Here is a 19,344-nt window from a genome sequence, read left to right as displayed (position 1 = left end):
AGCAAAAGAAACCGGGTTTCTGTGATAACTTTGGCAACAAGAGCCAAGATTTACGGGAGGAACCCGGTTTCTGAACGATCGCTAAATCACATCGGGCAATTCGCGTTCTACAAACCGCAAGCGAGGATAGCGGTAAATGGCAACAGTTACGATGATGGCGATAATTTCCATCGTAATAAATAGGAGGCCAATTCCGCGACCTGGACCCACACCAATGATTTGTCCGACGCTGCCAGCGAGTAAACCGTCAGCCGCCATGAGAGGTTCAAAGATGCGATCGGCTAGGGGGCCGGCTATAACATAAGCCAGAGGGATACATGACCAACAAATCATGTTGATGATGGCAAAAACTCGGCCTTGAATATCGGGAGTAACTTTCTTGAGCAAGATGGTATTACTATAGCCATTGATCAAAGGCAAGCTGAAGAATAATAAAAAATTGGCAACAGCGAAGAGTGGAAAAGAAGTGCGTAATCCCAATGTTAAGATGCACAGATGAGCCAGAATATCAAAAGCAAAGATGGTTGGGAGCATGGAGCGCGGGCTTTTCCAACTGCTCATAATCAGGCCGCCCAACAGCATTCCTGCACCGCCAATGGATTGAATAGTTCCGAGAACGGCGACCGAAGTAAAAGAAAGCACTAAGGGGGTGAGCAACACTTCAACTAATCCGACCACAAAGTTATCTACTGCGAATACAATGAGCAGGGCTAAGAGTCCGGGGCGACCAAAAATATAAGTCGCTCCTTCAAGTGCTTCGCCCCAGAGAGAGGTTGTTCCTTCAACTGGAACATCATCAGTTTTAGCATTAGGAAAACGAACGAGTAACAGAGTTGTTACAGCAAACAGGAAGGTGGCAAAGTCAATGACAATAATCCCTTGAAGTTTGATGGTTCCTAGCAAAATTCCCGCCAGTAGTGGCGAAACAAGTTGGGCGCAGGCTTGTGCTGATTGCACCATGCCGTTGGCGCGAGGTAGGTCTTCTTTCGGTACTAATAAAGAGGTGGAAGCAGTGTAGGCGGGTAACTGAAAGGCTTTGAAGATGGAATCAAGGCCAACCGCAAGGTAGATGTGCCAAAGTTGAAGGCTACCAGTGGCGAGTAATAAAGCTACTGCCACTGTGGTTATCGCCGCCCCCGAGTCAGACAGAATCATGCACCATCGCCGATTCCAGCGGTCAACGATTGCCCCAGCGATCGGAGAAACTACGATACTGGGGAGCAGACCAAATAGCAAAATTAGCGAAAATTGGGTGACTGAACCTGTACGCTGGTACACCCACACTCCCAATGCGAAGTTAGTCATACCCGACCCAATTAGGGATATTAGTTGTCCAAACCAGACGAGAAGGAAAACGCCCATTCCGCCTGTAAAGAGTCGGAGATTTTTAAGACGACGCATCATGGCTAATTTCTGCTATTTGGCGCTTGATTCGGCTTGACCGTTTAACCCTCTTCTTCCAGTGGATCCGGAAATCCGTATTCTTCAAGTTTACCCTCGCGGCGCACGTCACAAGTTACACAGTGGAACGAACCACCGAAAGTGTAGAGGTGACGGAAATCAACGGGAATCACTTTGAAGCCTAAATCTTTGAGAAGGTTTTGCATCGGTTCTTCCTGCTTTTCCACAACAATTGTTTCAGGATCTAAGCTTAAAATATTCATGCACACCCAACTACTGCACATATACATAGGCCAGTTGTCAGGAAGAGTAGAGGGAGCAGCATCCACTAAATCCCATCCGGCTTTTTTGAAAAGCTCCTTTTCAATGCAGGGTCGGGCGGGATTAATTAATGCTAATCCAGGGCGGAGGGGAACAAGGGAAGCATCAATATGCATGGGATTGTAGTCAGGAAAATTAACCACATGAACCCGGAATGTGTCGCCTAGATGCCGTTTGAGCCAGGTAATGCCGATGTTGTTAGTCACATGGCTGCGCTGTACAAACAAATCTCGCCCAAAGCGGACAATATCAGCCGCATCGAAACTGGGTTCAGTATCTCGGATTACAAAGTGTCCTTTTTCCGTGAGAGCATAACGTTCTTCCACAGGTTTTTGGGCAAATTCAAAATCATAGAATTCGTCTGACATAGAAGGTTTAGGAGCCGTTGTCCACTTAGCCCCACGCCGAAAGTATTCTAGCATTAAAGAACGGTAGGCGCGATATTCAAAGAAGCGCGATCGCCATGCCATTGGAGCCTCAATAATTTCATTGCCAACCACGATGAGAATATCTCGGGGCATGGCGGCATAAAAACCGGAGGCTTCAAAATCTAGGGTTTTGTAAGTTTGGGAAAAATCGATGATATCGGGTCGGCGAACAGTGACACCGAAAGATTCTAAAATATGGCAAAACTCGTTTAACTCTTTAGCAGCTATTTCTACAAGTTCTTGAGGGAAGGGTTGACCCGCATATTTTTGGAAAAACCCCAAATTATTGGGATATGAGTTAGTGAGGAGGGCTGGCTCCAAGTGAGGAACGGCAGCACCTTCAACGCGACCGACAATGACTTCTTTGAGGGGGTTCCATTCGTTGTAACTGTTAACGACTGGGATGGTCTGATTAGATAATAGGCTTGAGTTAGGTTTCAGTTCCAACAAGTTTTCCATTTTTTTGTTTTGGATAGAAATGACAGTTTTGAGATTTGTGACAAGGTTGAAGGTATCGGTTATCGATTGTTTTGGCGACGAGTTTTGCCTTAGACTAATACCTATTTTTGCTCATGCGGGAATACATAAACCTCACAATTTAAGTAAAATTATAATTTTTATAAAATTTGACAAAAACGTAAGCTATTTTAACAAAAAAAATTTCAATTTATCTGCATTTTTTCTAGATAAAATTATTTATATTAAATTCTGCAAATATTATTTGCAGAATTTTTTTCTGGCTACATCATTATTAAATAATTTAGATCATCCCAATAATCATCGACTATTTCCTCAAATTTATGGTCAAAGTCTGCAAATATGAGGGGATATTTATTTTGACCGATTGTCAGTCCGTAACACTAATTACTGAATAAATTATCTAGCATTGTTGTTTTTCAATCTTGAGAATGATTGTGGGTAGATAGTAAGCAAGCTTAATAAGGCGATCGCCTGCTTTGAATAAAAACAAAGGGGCGATCGCTGTTTTGAGTTCTAAATTAAGTAGTCATGCACTCGTTTATCTTAGTTATTGGACTAACAGCACAGGAGCAATACGATTGCCACCTTTCTTTCTTAGAGCAAATCCCACCAAACTTTTTCCGTCAGGTACAAACACTGAATTCGTGTCTGCATAGATTTCTTTTAAAGGACCAAAATAGTGATGTCCCCAATCGTTGTTTTCTACCCATTGTTCACCACTCCCGTCCATATTTGCCACTAATATTTTGGGAGCTAGACGATTGTTATATTGTCGAAAAGCAAATCCTGATAGTATTTTGCCCGCAGGGATAAACACTGGATGTGTATCAACATAAATTTCTGCTAAGGATCCAAAGTATCGGTCATTCCATTCCTCTTGTTTTAGCCATTCTTGATTGTTGCCATTCAAAGCTTGCACCAAGATGCTGGGAGCAAGACGATTTCCACCCTTTTGCCGGAAACTAATTCCTACTAACTTTTTCCCTTTTGGGACAAACACTGGGTTGGTATCTGCATAAATTTCCTTTAATGTACCAAAATAGCTCTCTTCGTCCCAAGCATCATTAGTTATTTCCAGAGAATCACGCTGAGGACTGTAGCAGGAAACTACTGTATAATTAACAAGCATAGCCTCGCATTGCTTCTTTAATTCTTCATCCAAAAAATCAGTAATCGGCTGTAATCCCTCATACCCTATAATCTGCCATTTATCAAAGGTAAGCGAGCGAATCCATGCTGCACCATCATTAAGTAGTCCTTCGTCTCCTCCTTTTAAAGTGAGTTGAAAATTACGAGTGCTTTGAAAGCTACTCGCTTTACCTTGCTCAGTGCTACCACTTTTATAAGCACTACTAACACTAGCAGTAAATCCTGCTTTATCCAACTCCGCACTAACAGCTACTCCGAACTCAGTAGCCGCAGCAGTTTGGTCTATGTCACCGTCAAAGGTTTTCGTTTCTTCAGCTAAGATTTTACCGCCGATAATATATGCAGTTGGCACAAAGTACCCGTATTCCTGAAAAACTTGTCTTAATTGGCCGATATTTTGGCTGTGGACGGCACGTTCAATCTTCTCTTTAAACTCATCAGTTAGCTGTATGCTTTGCTTGTTTAGAATGACTTTTGTCTTCTGTACAAGACGATTTGCTATCATATACAACCGATTTTTTTTACTTTGTGTCAGGGTTTCTGAACTGGTTTTATATTGAGCACTCAAACCCAATGCCGCGCTCAATACAGAAACAGGAATTCCTACAGAGCTACTGATATTTTTACAGCCCATCTTATAGGCTTCTTTTTCCCATGCTGTGTAGTAAGCCTCACTTTGGGTAACAAGTTGTACCTCATTTACGACATCTTCTGGTGAGATGTCTCGGCTGAGTTTAATTCCTGGATAAAGAACTGGCTCTAATCCTTCTGATGTGAATTTTAAAGCTTTAGGAAATTTGAAACTTTTAAGGAGTGGATGTAATTTCTCCCAGTTTACCTGAAGGTAAAATCCTCCAGCGTCAGTTTTCCCACTTTCTTTGTCGTTAATTAAAGAGCGATCTGTAGGATCTTCCCCCCACTCGGGCTTGTTCTCTGGTTTCAGCTTTTCTGTTAGCAGGGTCTGAGCATCTAGATCGGTTTTGGCAGAATCTTTAGCTTTTTTTGCAGCCTCTTTTTTCTGCGGGTTGTCTTTCTGAGCTTTTTCTTTTTCCTCGTTCTTTTCGCTGACTAATGTTACCGAAATCCCATTATCGGTTTTAAACTGTGAGAGTTTATATTGATCTTCATCCCCTGGATCGATCTCAGCCTTGCCTTTGAGGAAGTAGAAGTCACTCCCTATATCTGCCGATAACCTTTCGGTAATTTTTTCTCGGAGATTCTGAAGAGTCGAATCTTCCTGTAGGAGAAATAACTTTGATTTCCCATTATTGATGAAAACTGTAACTTCGATGGACATATTTTTGTAGTGTGAACTAGCTTTACTTCTAAGACGAGTGTTAGGGATGATTTCTGAATTTTTCGAGTTAGAGCCTGTTTTTCAGAATCTATGGCGCTACCACGAAGCAAGGACAAGACAAGAGGAGGATGTTCTCTCCTTATTTCAGGGTGAAAAAGCACTCCAGTCTTCTAAAATTGGTTCGGGAATTTCTGGCACTGCAAATTCTTTAGTCTCTGCATTCCACATATTATCCAATTTCAGATCCTCCTTCCATAATTCAATAAACCTTTGAGACAGTTCTGGTTTAGTTTGTTCTAACAATTTCAGTCGCTGTTGCAAGTTGGAGTTCAAGCTTTCTATATAGTGCCGCAGGTGTTGGGGAGCGTCTGTACCGTAAAGGCGGACAAACATTCGATAGGTATTAATAACGTTCTGGCTAATATCTTTTTTGTAGTCTATTAGGTCCGCACAAATTTTACATATTTGATCTGACAGCCGACAAGTCAATAAAAAATCTTCATCATAAGATTGATTGGTTAATTTTAATAAAATTCGCTGCATGATCCCAAAATCATAGCATTTAAAAAGACTAGCTTTATTAATATCTTCTTGACTGGAAATTAATCCCGAACAAAACTGTTGTTCAAGACGATAGTAGGTTAAGCCATTAGTAAATAATTCAGTTTCTATTTGCTCGTCGAAGAGGTTTAGTTGAATTAACACATCTCGCAGAGTCAAAATATGTTGGGATAAAAAATTGGGGTCGCTAACATGACGTTCGTATTCTTCGTCAGCCTGATAGATGGTAGCTTCAACAAACATGAGTATAGGTAAAATTTGAGGTGAATCTTCTTCCGAAATACTTAGTAAGGGAAAATAAAATCCAGTAATACCCTGAAGATTGGAGATAGATTTTTGAAGACTCCAGTATGACACGCTGGGTATTAACATTTCATTAGTCACAGTCACATCTTTGATAAATTCCCAATGGCAATTTGCTGGATCGGGGTTATTGAGGAGTGATTGAATCATGGCTTTACCTTATTAATTATGACTTGCTGAATCAATTAAAAACCTACCGCTTTTTGTTAGTAGGTAATGAGTAATAGAAGACAGACCTTGAACACAGAAGCTGTCGCTACTGTTTTTGCATTAACATGAATCTACCTTGTTATGTTTCTCTCGATTTTGTCTGTTATTTCATATCAAAGACGATTCCTCGCATCATTTTCTGAATTTTTCGACTTAAGGGCAGTTTTTATTCTTCCCCCGATACCAATCTCGTCTGGCAACGACTTTCTCTCTGTCGTTTGAGTACCCGGAAATCATCGGGGGCTAATTCTACCATCCTGTCTAAACGCCCCTGCGCTTCCCTGACGTCACCCAAAGCCAGCAGCGCATCGTAGCTGTCAATGAGCGCCACAAGATCGTCGGGCTGAATTGACAAAATTTTCTCAAATGCTTGCAATGCTGCCCAAGCATCTTCTCTTTGCATCTGCACCCGCCCCAACGCCAGCCAGTGAGCGGCGTTGTCTGGTTCTAGGGAAGCGGCTGACTCAAAAGCCAGAATTGCTGCCTGAGTGTCACCTCTACAAACTGCAATCAATCCACTAATATGTTGTCGAGTCGCTTCATAGTGAACTTGGGGTAAGACATTCTCATAAACTGCTGCTGCATCAGCTTGCTGTCCCATTATTTGCAACATTTTGCCTAATTTCAACTGTGGGTCAATTAATTGGAGCTGTCGTGAAATCACTTGGCGATACTCCTGAATTGCCTCCTCCCAATGACCCGTGGCGTACAACAGATTCGCCAATTCTAACCGTTTTTTCCACCCTGAAGGGTACTTTTGCACATACTGACTTAAGGTTTTGAGCTTTTGATTAATTCGGGTTGGCTTTTTGTCCAAGACCAGGTAAACATTTATCTCTACCCCTGAAGGCAGGGAGACTGATACCATACTTGAGACAGTTTTTCTTGACATACTGCTGTTAAGTTGTAATCAATCACGGTAATCATGCACTTTGTCTCCTTCAATACTGGAGACTTAAATGGGAAACTCTCAGCCACAGAATTACTGGTTATCTCCGAGGTGTCTGAGGAACTTAACCAAGAATGGTCTGCTCCTGACAAATACTTTTGCAAACGCTTTTCCAGTAAATCTCGCCCCTGTTGGGTGCGTTTGTAAGCGTTATCTTGAGATATGGCAAGTTGTCGGGCAATATCTGGATAAGAAACCTCCTGGTAGTAGCGCAGAAGAAAAGGAGTGCGGAGTCGATCGGGCAGAGCGTTGACAGTGTTGCGAATGAACTGTGTCAACTCATCTCGCAGAATTGCTGCTTCGGGAGAATCCCAGCTAGAAATAACTGCTTCGCCTGCTTCACTAGCTATGTCTTCGATATTTTCTATTCCTATTGCTTTTCGGCGAAGTTTTCGATGAATATCCATGCAAAGATTATAGGTTAAGCGAGTGAACCAAGCGCGGAGATTGGTTATTTCTCCCGCATATTTGAGTAATTTTTCTCTGGCTTTTAGCATAGCGAGACTCATGGCTTCTTCGGCTTCCACAGGGTTACTCCCCATCCAACCAATACACCGAGAATATAGGTATTTTTCATGGGATTTCCAGAGTTGCCAGAAAACATTAATTTCCCCGGCGGCAAGACGTTGTAATAGTTGCTGTTCTTCTAACTTGGTTAAGGGCTGGTTCAGGTTCCTCTCTAGGGAACGAGTTTGTCTTTTGGACTCTTTACTCTGCATAAAATTCGTGAGATTATAATCAAAAAGTTAATCATTGATGGTAGATTCACCCTTTCTGGCAAAACGATCCACTCGCGATATGACTCAATACGTCTTAGCTTTGAATCAAAGATATTTATTTGGCAAAAAAATTAATTGCATAAATTTAATTCCCTAGAATTATTGAATAATTTATTTCCATTTGGTGAAATATTTTAAATGCTATCTAAACGTTGTTTAGTGATAGCGATCGCATGGCTTACCATTGCATTATCAACAAAATCGTTCAGCAACACTAGCAAATTTTTGCCGCATTTAGATGCTACATTATCTTTTCGAGTAAGCCAGTTATAAGTAACATAATCAAACTTAGCTTTCGTGGAAAGAAGTGCTGAAGAAGCATCACTTAATGTCAATACACCGCCTGTTATACCGTCTAAAGTACCATTAAATGTACTTTGTAATTGTAAAACCGTCCAGCTTTCCTCTGCTTTGGCTAGTGTTGATTGCAGTGATTCAATGAGTTTATTGACATCCTCAGTTTTATAATTGTCATCGTTGTAGGAATCACGGCAATTGTCAGACCCTTTAAGAACAATCAGTCTTTTATTCTCAGTCAAAATTTCGCTAGTTTTTCGCTTGATATCTTCTATTGTACCTTTTTTAATGTTTGAGTTGGCAAGAGTATTACTGATATACTGTTCGACAACATCATCGGATGGTTCCATATCTTTCCGCGCAAAGCCATCATATTTAATATTGACTACCACCACCTCATTTTGATGCTCTTTTAAGAAATCAACTACATCAGACAAAAAACTGTCAAAGCGATATCCAGGAAGACAATTGTGTTGATGACGCAACTCATTATCTACCAGACGACGAATGGTATATCCAGGGCGAAAATCAAAATACCGAGTGCCGAGCTTCAGTTGTGTGTTAATATTGTCTTTTTGTGTATAAAACAAATTAACGATTGCGCGTTTAGCTATGGGCATTACCGGAACGACTTTCCCTAAATGTTTAAATATTTCTTGAATGATTTCGTCATTAAGAAATGCGGTGAAAGATCCAGCATCATGAGAACCGGGTAAAACAAAAGTGCCAAATGGCTTATCCTTTAAGCTGGGAATCGCATCAATCAGATCGCCCATCCAGTTCGAGTAATTCTCCGTGATGTAAACATAAACTTGGTGACTCTTTCCTGCCCCAGCATCATAAAATCCATAGCTGACCGCATAATTTTCTCCAATCTCTGAGGTGGTCTCCAACATTTTTTTATGTTGGAATCAGCTATATTTCCAGTTACAGGATTAACTTCAGCATATCTTGATAGAAGCCCAGTGTTGTTGTGATAAGCGTCTATCCTTAGCCTGCCTGTGTTTTCAAATAAATCTAAAGAACTCCGCGAAATCTCACAATGAGCCGTCTGCATCTTTCCTAGTGTAGTATTCTGGTCGTGCTGCACAAAGTTAAAGTTTATGTTCGAGTTGCCGCGAGAAGCTACAACCGTTTTGAACTGCGAAGTGCTGAGATAAGTGAAACAATCGATTCCTTTGCTAACCATTTTGAATTTTCCTGTTATTGATAAGGTTTAGTGCAATTGATAGGTCTTCGGTCAAAGCCTCCCCGATTATTTCTGACATCAGATGAGAAAATGGAACTTTGGCAAGGTGTAAAATAGTACCGACTTTGGATGCATTTGGATTTTCAAAAGCCATCGCGAGAGACATGGAAGTGACAAAAGGGCAGGGATTTACCTCCAGAACAAACATCTCTTCAGTTGTATCGTCTATACGGATATCTACCCGTCCATATCCAGTACCACCGACTGCAAAGTAAGCACGTTTAGCTAAATCGCAAAGTCGATCCTGTAATTCAATTGGTGCTAATTGATATCGGTATAACGACTCATCAACGGGTAGAGGGGTTCGTTCTTCTGCTTCTACTGTCCATAAATCACGGGTATAAAATCTTTCGGTTTCGGGTACACCAGAGTGAAAAACTGTTTCCAAAGCTGGATAAATCTTTATTCCCTCTGGATGTTGAGCAGTCCCTGTGACTAAAACCGTAAATTCTCGACCTTTGATAAATCGTTCTACAAAGATACTATTTGCTGGAATTTCCATCCCATGTTGTCCTTGCTGTAAAGCCTCAAATCGAGCGATCGCTTCTTCATCAGTATGGACAACAGATTGTAAGGAAATACCCCTAGCGCCAAACGAACTTGAAGGTTTAACAATCAGTGGAGGAATAAGGCGATCGCATAATCCCCGAATGCTATTCATATCTTTAATTACTTCATAGGGTGCAGTTGAAACTCCTGCCTCAACAAAAGCCTGTTTCATCAATATTTTGGAGTCTCCCATTTTAAAAAAGTGAGAGTCTGCCCCAGTGAAGGGAATACCCTTAGCTTCCAGCAATTTAACAACAGAAGCACCTGGATATCCATCAATTTCATCTAATCCGGCACAGTAGTTGAGTACAACTGGGAAAAATTGGGCTTGGGAAGCAGCCACTTCAGAAATCACCTCATTCATATTCTCTAAGGTGACGAGCTTTAACTTCCATGCTATATCCAGTTCGGCAAAAACTTCTCCTAGTTCTTGCTGAAAATATAAAGGGTTAAATTCTTGGTTAGAAAAATCTTGATCTAGAGATAGACAAGGAATGAATGCCCAGACAAGTATTTCTTTGTCTATAATTTTTTGCGGAGTTTTTGTTGTTTGAATTAATTTCATTTTTTCCTATTAATCAATATTGTTTAATCGTATAAACATAGCGTAATTTATGAGTGATTTATGGCTTAACATTGACTATATTTATGCCATGTTTTGAAAAATTAAAGTCTTTTATATGCAGCCGCATAAAAGGCGATTTAACTCGCTGTAGATGCTTCAAATTAAAAACATCTAATATCATAGCCATACCACTGCCATATTCCGGGTGATTTATCATATCAATGGTTTGGTAGCCTAGCTTTTGAAAGAAAGGAATCATGTGTGGTTCGCAGTCTATAAAATCAAATTTTATTTGATCTAGCAGTAATTGATTGTAATGAAATTGCATTAAACTAAACCCTATGCCTGTTCTTCTTAGATTTTTTATGACCATGAACTTTGTACAAACTGAGACATCTATAAGATGTGATTGTCGAGTAGCTTCACTCATTTTAAAAAGACTAACATAGTATCCTAAATCTGATTGTCTGGCATAGTTATTCCGAACAGTTCCCACTACTTTATTATCCTGAAAAGCTACAAATATGTTGCCTGACTCATCTAAAGGTTCTTCTATTATTTGCGATTTATGATTAGCATACTGTTGTTGATAACCCATTTCTTTAACATAGATTTGATAGCGTAACTTAAAAACCTGTTCTTTTTCTTCAGGAGTCTGAGCTAATCTGATTTCTATCATGGCATTTTTGTTTTTGTAAATTTATAGGTTATTTTTAGTTAAGGCGATCGCTCTTGTGAGACGGGTGATTAGCTTGAAAAGCGATCGCATCCACAAATAAGAGACGCGATCGCCTTATTTTCTTAAACTATTTGGTTCACCATAAATACATTATTATTAACTGCACCATAATTTACCTGGTAATTTTGATTGTTGAAATTAAACTGCATATTACCCCCATTAGGATTAATATTTTGTCCATTTTGGTTTAAAAATTGTTGCAATTGATTTGTGAAATTTGGCACATTAATATTGTTGTTTTGCAAAAAGAATAGAGCATTTGGCTCATATTGCACAGTCATATTCATGGCTAGTTTTTCCTTTGTTAGTTTTTAGACATTAGCTATGGCAAGGTTTGAAGATAATAGTTGATTTTACCTTTTACCCTTTTCTAAACATAAGGACGAAATATTGAGGCAACTTCTGAATTTTCCGAGAGTCGGGACAGCATACAACTTCATGATTTCTTGTAATAACTCTGGGGTTGGGCTGCGGAGGAGAGCGGGACGATCGCACAAATTCTCCCCTAACTTTCCCCATCGGCAGTCTCCCCCAACTTCCAATTTTTTCATCAAATTGTGCCAACGCTAAAATCGGTACAAGCAGCCTTTCGCACAGCGCCGCCTTAACACACCGACAAGCATCACTCTTGACTTCTAACTTCCCCTCAGAACTCCCCACAACAGAATCCGACTCAGACTGCTGATCAGATACCGCTACCTCCGGCAATTCCTCACCCACAACACACTCCACTTCCGCCACCGCAACTGAAAGTACCGACTCATCCACGATCGCTTCAACTCCCGCATTCTCCAGGGGAGTTTCCTCAATTAGGGGCTCTATTGCCACAGGTGTAACTGACACTTCCGTGCTTGTCTTTTCCTCCTCGATAAAATAACCCCGCAATTTAGGACGCAAAATTTTCCGCGCCTGGGATATGCGCTTGCAAACATTCGCGTAGGAAATTCCTTGCCTTTCGGCTATTTCTTGATTAGATAATGCTTCATAATAGTGCAGAATAAAAGTCTCGCGCATCTTGGTCGGTAACTCATCAATGGCGGCGCGAATGACCCGGTTTTTCTCTTCCTCTTCCAAGGCGCTTCCAGGCGTATCGCCTACAGAAACCCGTCCTACCTCCTCTTGCTCCGCATATACTTCTATATTTTCAACCAAGTCCACATCTCGACGACGTTTTAAATCCAGCCAAAAATTCCGAGTCAGCGTCGTCACCCAAGATTTAAAATTGGTGATTTTTTCCGCGTATTTCTGCGCCTTTTCCCAGGCTTTGAGCATCCCCTGACTCAGCAAATCTTCCGCTGCCGTTGAGTTGCCGTTCGTCCACCTGAGACAGCATTTTTTCAAATAGTCTTGGTGCCGTTGCCAGAGGGTCCAAAAAGCATTCATTTCCCCGGCGGCAAGGCGTTGTAATAGTTGTTGTTCTTCTGTTAAGGGTGGGAGTTGCTGAGAATTGGCTGGCTCCCCAGAAACGTCAAAATTCATCAGAGTCGTCATTATCATCGGGTTAGCTTGATATTTGACCAGGGATGGATTAGGGATTTTTGGGTCGGGCGGATCCGCCCTCAATCAGTCTTTAATCGATGCCTCTGGTTATTAGACGTTTCAGGTAGAGCTTTTATGAAAAAAATCTCAAAAATTTTTTTTCGATAATTCCTTAATGTGGTGATTGCTCGCGTCCAGAATAATTCGGCAACAAATTTATAAAATTAATTCATACTTTTATAAAGTTACTATTTATTGGCATACGAAATTACGCCATAGTTTTTGCAAAAAAACCATCGCGTTTTTCATCTCCAACCCTTATTCCCAGTAGAACAATTGCCAGTTATTCCAGTCCAATATTCAGCCAAACAATGAAATTGATATAAATAGACAATTCTGGCTTTCATACCGGATTGATCCCCCCAACCCCCCTTAATAAGGGGGGCTTAAGGGGGGTGCAAGAAGTCTAATGATTGGAGATGATTAGGGGTTAATTCTGTTAAGCATCAAGAAATGAATCGCCCCCACTGTCCATCCAGACTCGCCAGAACCGTTGAAACTGTTGGAGGATTTGTACTGCTAAATATTGGGTAATTTTTGTTTGTAAATGTTTTTTCTTCCAGGTTGTGTCGGTTGTGCCTGGGAATGACGATCCGGGAAAGGGCGCCAGCCACCACGCCCGGACAAACTCACCTTGGGCTGGGGGGCGATCGCTTTTTTGAACTCCCGTCTTCACGAGAATGACAGTCCATGTCGGGGCGCCACGTTGTTCATCCAGGGGGTTTTGGACACCGCAATGCGGTGTCCCTAGGGGGGATGCATTTTCATCCCGAAAAAATAACTCGAGTTGGCGCCGCTACGCGGCGCCAACTGGTGTTTCTTCCTGGCTAACTAACTCTGCTTCAGGAGCGAGTCCCGTAAGATATCCGCGTTTTCGCCGAATATCGATATAGTGATGATAAGTCAGCTTGACTAACCAGGCTTTAATATTCTGAATCGGTTGAGCCGTGGTTCGGATTTTATCCCAGGCTTTTAGCATCGCCTCACTGAGAGCATCTTGGGCATCCGTTGAGTTGCCCAGGTACTTCAGACAACAGCGATAAAGATAGTCTCGGTGTTCTTGCCACTGAGACCAAAAAATTGCCTCTACACCTGTATCCTGTTCACGCACCATGTTTTAGTTTTGATTCCTCGATCAAATGAGGTTGCTGATTTGGTAGATGTATCTTCTGATTCGTCAAGGGACGGATTCCTTTGTCTCTAAAGTTTTTCCCTGATTGACTAGCTTATTCAACTTTGAGGCGATCGCCTATCCGATTCGCGCAACTTTTTGAGCAAAGATGAAAAAAAGTAAGGTGGGCAAATTTTGCCCACCTTACTAAGGACGGTGTTGCTAAACGTAGGGGTGATTCGCGAATCACCCCTACCAGATATAGGGGAAATGCCCCCTACTAAGGACGATGTTGCAGAATAGTTGAGGGATGGATGCCAAACTGACGATGGAACTGTTGGGAAAAGCGACCGGAGTGGAAAAATCCGTATTTGGCAGCGATCGCATTCACCGTAGTTTCGTCCGGGTGACGGCGGATCAGTTCTTCCCGAACCGCGTTGAGTTTGCGAGCCCGGATATACTCCTGAAGCCCCATCCCTGTAATATCCTGGAAAGCGTATTGCAATGCTCGCGGAGACACCCTAAGCTTTTGGCAAAACTCCTCGGTGGTCAGGTTTTGAGCCAGATTAGCGTCCAGCATTGCACAGGCGCTTTCAAAAATCCAATAGCGTCGAGAAGGCTTGAAAATGGTGCGATCGCCCCGTTCTTGAAAAGTGCGATCGAGTAGTTGCCGAAATTCGCCGATCAGTTCTTCCCGGAGAATTACTGCCTGTTGGGGGTTGAGGCAACTGCGAGTATGCAAATCTTGCGATCGCACAAACCACGATCGCATAAATTGCCGGAAGCGATCGAACGCTGTCGGATCTACTTGCAAAAGCGCCCGATTTGGATCGCGACTATGTTGCCAAAACTTTTCCGGCAGCAAATCGAGATTAGCGATCAATTCATTATTCATGCAAATATACAGCCCAATCCAACCCGGAGGCATCACGGAAGTATATTCCACATTATTATTACGATGAACGGCGATCGTCTGAGCTATCAGATCCTTATATCCCATCCAAGAAAGAACCGGAAGATGGGGGAAAAGTGCCAAGGCAAAATGAGTTTCTCCTGGGGGAATTACCAGGCGATCGCTAAAAGTATTCTCCGTAAAAAAATAGGCCACTTCCATACCCGGAAAAGCCACTTCCCGATGCTTAATGAGGAAGGCTCCTTCTCCCAACTGGCAAGGGTTTACCCAACTGGGCAACACTTGAGTGTAAGGGTCAATAACTATAGCCGAGCGCCAGTTTAACTCAGCCCGTATCGGACTGTGAAGATTGATTCGGTTAACCATCCTTTATATTATTTGAATTTTCTATTCGATTGAAGTCCCAAAATATCATCATAGATATATTAGAGATATTTTTGATTTAGCAAAAAACTAATCAATATCCCCAAAATATTGCCAGGTTTTTTGGCTGGAATCAGATCCCGCTTAGAAAGACTATACAGCAAAAAAACAAAAAATACATCAAAATAAAAAAAAATAGATTTGTAAAAAGACACAAAATTCACACAAAAGGAACATCAAGGGAACAAAAAATTCACACAAAAGGAACATCAAGGGAACAAAAAATTCACACAAAAGGAACATCAAGGGAACAAAAAATTCACACAAAAGGAACACAATGGAACACAAAAGTAACATTAAGGTCACAATTGAGGTAAGCATGATAAAGTATTCTATGTTAATAATATGCAATATTTTTGTTCGGTTCAACCGGGCGCTTTTGATTTCGATGCCTAAAGGGTTGATTGGTGTCTACTTTTTCGGCTCGATATAGATAACGGTCTGGTTCTAACACGAATAGGACTTACGCAACCAACGCCTCTATCAGTAGGGTGCCGTTCCCAGACGTAGCGCACCAACACAATGTGGAGTAGCTGCGTAAGTCCTGACGAAAAAGCGGGACAACCACCGCCATCGGATTGCTTGAGAAATTGCCCATAAAAAATATTTAGTAGGGGCATTTCCGTGGCGGTGGTTGCCCCGCGCCCCTACTAAATCTAGAGATTGTGCGTAAATGCCGATCGTTTAATCCTTAATTCGATTCAATAAACTGCTCGATCGCCTCTTGAACTTTAACCGGAACCTTGGGATCCTTATAATAGACTTTGCCCACTTCAAGATAACATTCCGCCGCTTCCATCAAGCTGGGACAATTCTCAGGATTGTCTATGTCTTCGCTGACTTCTTTATTCTGCTTTTTCTGTGCGGCAATATATTTGTTATAGGGTTTGTCGAGCAATTCCCGCAGACGACCGGGCTGGGGATCGCCTTTCAATTGCTGGTTGAGATCGAAATCCAAACGCAGATAATCCCGTCCGGCACTTTCCATAATTTGATAACAAATAGCTTCAGCATTTTGCGCCGCCGGATTCATAAACATATCCGGTAAATGTCCAGCCCAGCCAAACTGTCCCCACTTTTTGATTTCTTCATATTTGTAAACCCGAGTTGTATTACCCGTGCCAATGGAGAGAACTGCAATATCGCTCAAGTTTATTCCATTCTGTTTTCCGATATACAAGGCATGAGCGATCGCCAATAAAGCCGGGTTATTCGCGGATACTCCACCATCAATATGGGGCAGCTTTTGGTCATCGTTATAGGGAAGTTGATAAGGGGGGAAAAACGTGGGCGCTGATGCTGAAGCAGTGCAGATTTTCCACAGTTCCAAATTGCTGTACCATACCGTAGGATCGCTATTATTAAACCAGGTGGTATTGCGGGAATAAACGTCATAAGCAGGAATCAGAATATTGGGTTTAGTAATCTGGCCAATCTTCGCATCTTTACCCAATTCCGGGTGAATCAATTTTTTCTGCAATATTTTAGCCAAACCTTGCTCTCCCTCTTCGTGGGGATACAACACACCACTGCCGATCGCTTGACTAACAACTCGCCAACCTCGCTGCTTGCGAACCGAGTCTAAAAAGATATTTTTTCCCTGTTCCAGATAGATATCAATCATGTCCTGGGTGCTCATCTGGCAGGCAATTCCCGCCGTCAGAATTGAGCCAGTAGAGGTGCCAGAAACTAAATCGAAATATTCATGTAATTTCTGTCCTTTTTTTGCTGCCAATGTCGTTTCTACTTGCTGGAGAAGTCTGGCAGATAAAACTCCGCGAATGCCGCCACCATCTAAACTGAGAATTTTGAAAGTCATAATTATTGGCCTTCTATTTGGCGTCTTGATTGTGATTTGAATGAGCGGATTGCTCTTTATCTGTGTGGAATGACTGCCGATTTCTGATGGCTTCAAAGTCCTACCATTTACAAAAATTCATACAACAGTAGGGGTTCCCCTAAGTGGTCGCCCCGCGCCTAAATGATTGCATTTTTAATTGGAAACGGTGTACTATGAGTGTCCGCAGGAGGTGGTTGCACCTCAGCATCAAGCCACAGGAGTATTTTACCACACAGGGAGATGCTACAGAAAAACCCTACAAAAGAAACAACCCGATCTTTTAGGAAAACACCGGGTTGATTTGGTTCGCTAGAACGTTGAAAACTTTTTAATGATAATTAACGAGAATTAGCGCTCATTTCTTGAATGCGTCGTGTATTGCGATCGCTTTCTCGTTGCAGTTGTTTTTTCAGCCCAGCGGGAAATTTATCCGGGGCTTGGGCAAGGGCTTGAGAGAAATTTTCCTGGGCTTGTTGGAGAATGGTGACATTTTTTTGCTCCAGACCTTGTTGGACTAATATTTGTGCTTTCAGATAAAATAACTCTGGGTTATTGGGGGTTAATTCTAGGGCTTGATTTACGGCAGCTAAAGCTGGCTCGTTTTGTTTCGTATCTCGGTAGCCCACGGCAATTCCCCGATAGGCGAGATAGTTTGGCCCCGCATAGTTTTCTAAGCGGGCGATCGCATCATCAATTTCGGCAAAAGGCAAATTCACCGCTAACATTAAATCCATGAATCCTTTAATCAAATTAACTTCTGGATCGGTGGGATTAATCTTTTCGGCGGCATTAATATGTTGCAGCACCAAGCGAAGTTTTCGCAGAGCTTTTGGGGTGCCGGATATTGTGCCTTCGGTGCTAATAATATGTGCTCCTTCCAGAAAATGACCCACTCCCGTATAGAGATGACCGCGTAATTCATTCTTAGTCGTGAGTTGCTGTGCGGTTTCACGAGTTTGTGTGGCGTAAGTAAGCAGAGCATCCCAATCTTCATTAAGATAGGCAAAGGCTGCTTGCATAGCATAGACTAAGGGTTCATTGGTGTCTATTTTTTCCGCTTCATCTAAATAACGGTCTGCTTGCTGATAGTTGCCCTGTTCAAATAGAACCCGAAAGGCCATTTCTGTGGTATCACCAATTTCGTGAGGATTGGTGGTTCTAAATGGATCTTTGGCATGGCTAGGACTGCCAACTAGAAAAGTAGCGATCGCCACTCCAGAAGCGATCGCTTGAACTATTCGTCTCGAAAAAGAAACCGGACGATCAATCTTCATATTTTGCGCCTCAAAAAATTTACCGAGAATTGCCCAGAAACCGGGTTTCTATGAAAAATGTCTGCCTCCCCACCGGCCTCTACATAGAAACCCGGTTTCTTTCCGAGAGATTTTGCCTAACTAGATTTAAGTCGATTTTGCCAAAATATCATGGAAAAAATCTAAAATAATTACTAGGATAGACGGTGTAAGCAAAACCGAGTTCCAAAGAGAATCTACGGGAAATCATCCACACAGTTACATAATGCTCTATTTGAGAAACTTAAGTTATCACCCAGCGGCAACCCCAACGCCGATTTTAAAATCCATGACCCTGGAACTCGCCCCACAGCAGTTGGGCGTGATTATCGGACCGAGTGGATCGGGTAAAAGTACCTTCTTAGAGATTTTATCTGGACTGGCGGAAAAAACCTCTGGGGAAATTTACTGGCGAGAACAGCCCCTTACCGCCGAACACCTGCAACAGCTTGGGGGATTGGTGTTTCAATTTCCCGAACGACATTTTTGTTGTGGCACTATTTTGGAAGAATTGCGCTTGGGACACCCCGAACTAGGTTCGGAACGAGTGGATGAAGCCCTGAAGGAAGTGGGCTTAGATCATTTATCTCTGAATACCGCACCGCAATCCTTGAGTGGGGGACAGCAACGGCGTTTAGCTTTGGCGGTGCAGTTAATTCGTCAACCGCAAATTTTATTGCTGGATGAACCTACGGCGGGTTTAGATTGGTCAATGCGACAGAATTTAATCCGGCTTTTGGCAAAATTAAAACAGCATTGGAGTCTGTTGGTGGTGACTCACGATGCCGGGGATTTATTAAAGATTGGCGATCGCTTTTGGACCCTAAATCATGGGGTAATCCAATCCGTTGAACCGGATTACATCGCGATTCGTCAGCAGTTATCTGGGGTCAGTGGTTAATTAGCTTTGAACCCGGATCGCCACCGGCATCCGAGTAAAAATGACTTG

17 protein-coding genes are annotated in these 19,344 nt (G+C 42.1%); 1 reads left to right on the top strand and 16 read right to left on the bottom strand.

Annotated features, from left to right (window positions below):
• Nucleotides 1-81: 81 nt before the first annotated feature.
• The 16 genes from ABWT76_RS10105 to ABWT76_RS10030 all read right to left on the bottom strand — a co-directional run bounded on the left by ABWT76_RS10105 (nt 82) and on the right by ABWT76_RS10030 (nt 18,377).
• Nucleotides 82-1,362, bottom strand: a complete 1,281-nt coding sequence (locus ABWT76_RS10105; RefSeq protein ID WP_190879605.1) for an MFS transporter — start codon at nt 1,360-1,362, stop codon at nt 82-84.
• 83 nt (nt 1,363-1,445) lie between these two features.
• Entirely contained in the window at nt 1,446-2,609 is a 1,164-nt protein-coding gene (locus ABWT76_RS10100) for an amidinotransferase (RefSeq protein WP_190879576.1), read from the bottom strand.
• Between the two features lie 568 nt (nt 2,610-3,177).
• Entirely contained in the window at nt 3,178-5,076 is a 1,899-nt protein-coding gene (locus ABWT76_RS10095; protein WP_190879577.1) for an MAC/perforin domain-containing protein, read from the bottom strand.
• Nucleotides 5,077-5,220: 144 nt separating this feature from the next.
• Nucleotides 5,221-6,090: a hypothetical protein gene (locus ABWT76_RS10090; protein ID WP_190879578.1), complete on the bottom strand. Its 870-nt coding sequence runs from the start codon at nt 6,088-6,090 to the stop codon at nt 5,221-5,223.
• Nucleotides 6,091-6,316: 226 nt separating this feature from the next.
• Nucleotides 6,317-7,018, bottom strand: a complete 702-nt coding sequence (locus tag ABWT76_RS10085) for a lipopolysaccharide assembly protein LapB (RefSeq protein WP_242050015.1) — start codon at nt 7,016-7,018, stop codon at nt 6,317-6,319.
• Nucleotides 6,988-7,818 (bottom strand): RNA polymerase sigma factor, encoded by an 831-nt coding sequence (locus tag ABWT76_RS10080; RefSeq protein ID WP_190879581.1) that lies wholly within the window; start codon nt 7,816-7,818, stop codon nt 6,988-6,990. Before ABWT76_RS10080 ends, ABWT76_RS10085 begins: the two co-directional genes overlap by 31 nt.
• Nucleotides 7,819-8,012: 194 nt before the next feature.
• Nucleotides 8,013-9,071 carry a hypothetical protein gene (locus ABWT76_RS10075; protein WP_190879583.1) on the bottom strand — a complete coding sequence of 353 codons (1,059 nt, stop codon included), beginning with the start codon at nt 9,069-9,071 and terminating at the stop codon, nt 8,013-8,015.
• 285 nt (nt 9,072-9,356) lie between these two features.
• Entirely contained in the window at nt 9,357-10,538 is a 1,182-nt protein-coding gene (locus tag ABWT76_RS10070) for an ATP-grasp domain-containing protein (protein ID WP_190879585.1), read from the bottom strand.
• Nucleotides 10,539-10,596: 58 nt separating this feature from the next.
• Nucleotides 10,597-11,217, bottom strand: a complete 621-nt coding sequence (locus ABWT76_RS10065) for a GNAT family N-acetyltransferase (protein WP_190879587.1) — start codon at nt 11,215-11,217, stop codon at nt 10,597-10,599.
• A gap of 122 nt (nt 11,218-11,339) precedes the next feature.
• Entirely contained in the window at nt 11,340-11,564 is a 225-nt protein-coding gene (locus ABWT76_RS10060; protein WP_190879589.1) for a hypothetical protein, read from the bottom strand.
• A gap of 73 nt (nt 11,565-11,637) precedes the next feature.
• The gene (locus ABWT76_RS10055) at nt 11,638-12,774 is read right to left on the bottom strand and encodes an RNA polymerase sigma factor (RefSeq protein WP_190883054.1); all 1,137 of its coding nucleotides are present in this window, start codon (nt 12,772-12,774) and stop codon (nt 11,638-11,640) included.
• Nucleotides 12,775-13,255: 481 nt separating this feature from the next.
• Nucleotides 13,256-13,492 (bottom strand): hypothetical protein, encoded by a 237-nt coding sequence (locus tag ABWT76_RS10050; protein ID WP_054466308.1) that lies wholly within the window; start codon nt 13,490-13,492, stop codon nt 13,256-13,258.
• 120 nt (nt 13,493-13,612) lie between these two features.
• Nucleotides 13,613-13,930 carry an RNA polymerase sigma factor gene (locus ABWT76_RS10045; RefSeq protein ID WP_054466309.1) on the bottom strand — a complete coding sequence of 106 codons (318 nt, stop codon included), beginning with the start codon at nt 13,928-13,930 and terminating at the stop codon, nt 13,613-13,615.
• A 277-nt stretch (nt 13,931-14,207) separates the two neighbouring features.
• Nucleotides 14,208-15,206, bottom strand: a complete 999-nt coding sequence (locus tag ABWT76_RS10040) for a helix-turn-helix transcriptional regulator (RefSeq protein WP_190879593.1) — start codon at nt 15,204-15,206, stop codon at nt 14,208-14,210.
• A 748-nt stretch (nt 15,207-15,954) separates the two neighbouring features.
• Nucleotides 15,955-17,082 carry a patatin-like phospholipase family protein gene (locus tag ABWT76_RS10035; protein WP_054466312.1) on the bottom strand — a complete coding sequence of 376 codons (1,128 nt, stop codon included), beginning with the start codon at nt 17,080-17,082 and terminating at the stop codon, nt 15,955-15,957.
• A 359-nt stretch (nt 17,083-17,441) separates the two neighbouring features.
• The gene (locus ABWT76_RS10030; RefSeq protein WP_054466313.1) at nt 17,442-18,377 is read right to left on the bottom strand and encodes a Sll0314/Alr1548 family TPR repeat-containing protein; all 936 of its coding nucleotides are present in this window, start codon (nt 18,375-18,377) and stop codon (nt 17,442-17,444) included.
• Between the two features lie 244 nt (nt 18,378-18,621).
• Here ABWT76_RS10030 and ABWT76_RS10025 point away from each other — a divergent pair, with 244 nt between their 5' ends.
• The gene (locus ABWT76_RS10025) at nt 18,622-19,296 is read left to right on the top strand and encodes an ABC transporter ATP-binding protein (protein ID WP_054466314.1); all 675 of its coding nucleotides are present in this window, start codon (nt 18,622-18,624) and stop codon (nt 19,294-19,296) included.
• Nucleotides 19,297-19,344: the final 48 nt, after the last annotated feature.

Origin of the sequence: Planktothricoides raciborskii GIHE-MW2 (assembly GCF_040564635.1) — a bacterium.
In the GTDB taxonomy this organism is placed as follows: domain Bacteria; phylum Cyanobacteriota; class Cyanobacteriia; order Cyanobacteriales; family Laspinemataceae; genus Planktothricoides; species Planktothricoides raciborskii.
This window is presented reverse-complemented; position numbering and strand designations above follow the sequence as displayed.

Excerpts from the sequence above, each read along its gene's own strand:
- ABWT76_RS10105 (WP_190879605.1), bottom strand. The coding sequence starts at position 1,362 with ATGGGCGTTTTCCTTCTCGTCTGGTTTGGACAACTAATATCCCTAATT.
- ABWT76_RS10100 (WP_190879576.1), bottom strand. The coding sequence starts at position 2,609 with ATGGAAAACTTGTTGGAACTGAAACCTAACTCAAGCCTATTATCTAAT.
- ABWT76_RS10095 (WP_190879577.1), bottom strand. The coding sequence starts at position 5,076 with ATGTCCATCGAAGTTACAGTTTTCATCAATAATGGGAAATCAAAGTTA.
- ABWT76_RS10090 (WP_190879578.1), bottom strand. The coding sequence starts at position 6,090 with ATGATTCAATCACTCCTCAATAACCCCGATCCAGCAAATTGCCATTGG.
- ABWT76_RS10085 (WP_242050015.1), bottom strand. The coding sequence starts at position 7,018 with ATGGTATCAGTCTCCCTGCCTTCAGGGGTAGAGATAAATGTTTACCTG.
- ABWT76_RS10080 (WP_190879581.1), bottom strand. The coding sequence starts at position 7,818 with ATGCAGAGTAAAGAGTCCAAAAGACAAACTCGTTCCCTAGAGAGGAAC.
- ABWT76_RS10075 (WP_190879583.1), bottom strand. The coding sequence starts at position 9,071 with ATGTTGGAGACCACCTCAGAGATTGGAGAAAATTATGCGGTCAGCTAT.
- ABWT76_RS10070 (WP_190879585.1), bottom strand. The coding sequence starts at position 10,538 with ATGAAATTAATTCAAACAACAAAAACTCCGCAAAAAATTATAGACAAA.
- ABWT76_RS10065 (WP_190879587.1), bottom strand. The coding sequence starts at position 11,217 with ATGATAGAAATCAGATTAGCTCAGACTCCTGAAGAAAAAGAACAGGTT.
- ABWT76_RS10060 (WP_190879589.1), bottom strand. The coding sequence starts at position 11,564 with ATGAATATGACTGTGCAATATGAGCCAAATGCTCTATTCTTTTTGCAA.
- ABWT76_RS10055 (WP_190883054.1), bottom strand. The coding sequence starts at position 12,774 with ATGATAATGACGACTCTGATGAATTTTGACGTTTCTGGGGAGCCAGCC.
- ABWT76_RS10045 (WP_054466309.1), bottom strand. The coding sequence starts at position 13,930 with ATGGTGCGTGAACAGGATACAGGTGTAGAGGCAATTTTTTGGTCTCAG.
- ABWT76_RS10040 (WP_190879593.1), bottom strand. The coding sequence starts at position 15,206 with ATGGTTAACCGAATCAATCTTCACAGTCCGATACGGGCTGAGTTAAAC.
- ABWT76_RS10035 (WP_054466312.1), bottom strand. The coding sequence starts at position 17,082 with ATGACTTTCAAAATTCTCAGTTTAGATGGTGGCGGCATTCGCGGAGTT.
- ABWT76_RS10030 (WP_054466313.1), bottom strand. The coding sequence starts at position 18,377 with ATGAAGATTGATCGTCCGGTTTCTTTTTCGAGACGAATAGTTCAAGCG.
- ABWT76_RS10025 (WP_054466314.1), top strand. The coding sequence starts at position 18,622 with ATGCTCTATTTGAGAAACTTAAGTTATCACCCAGCGGCAACCCCAACG.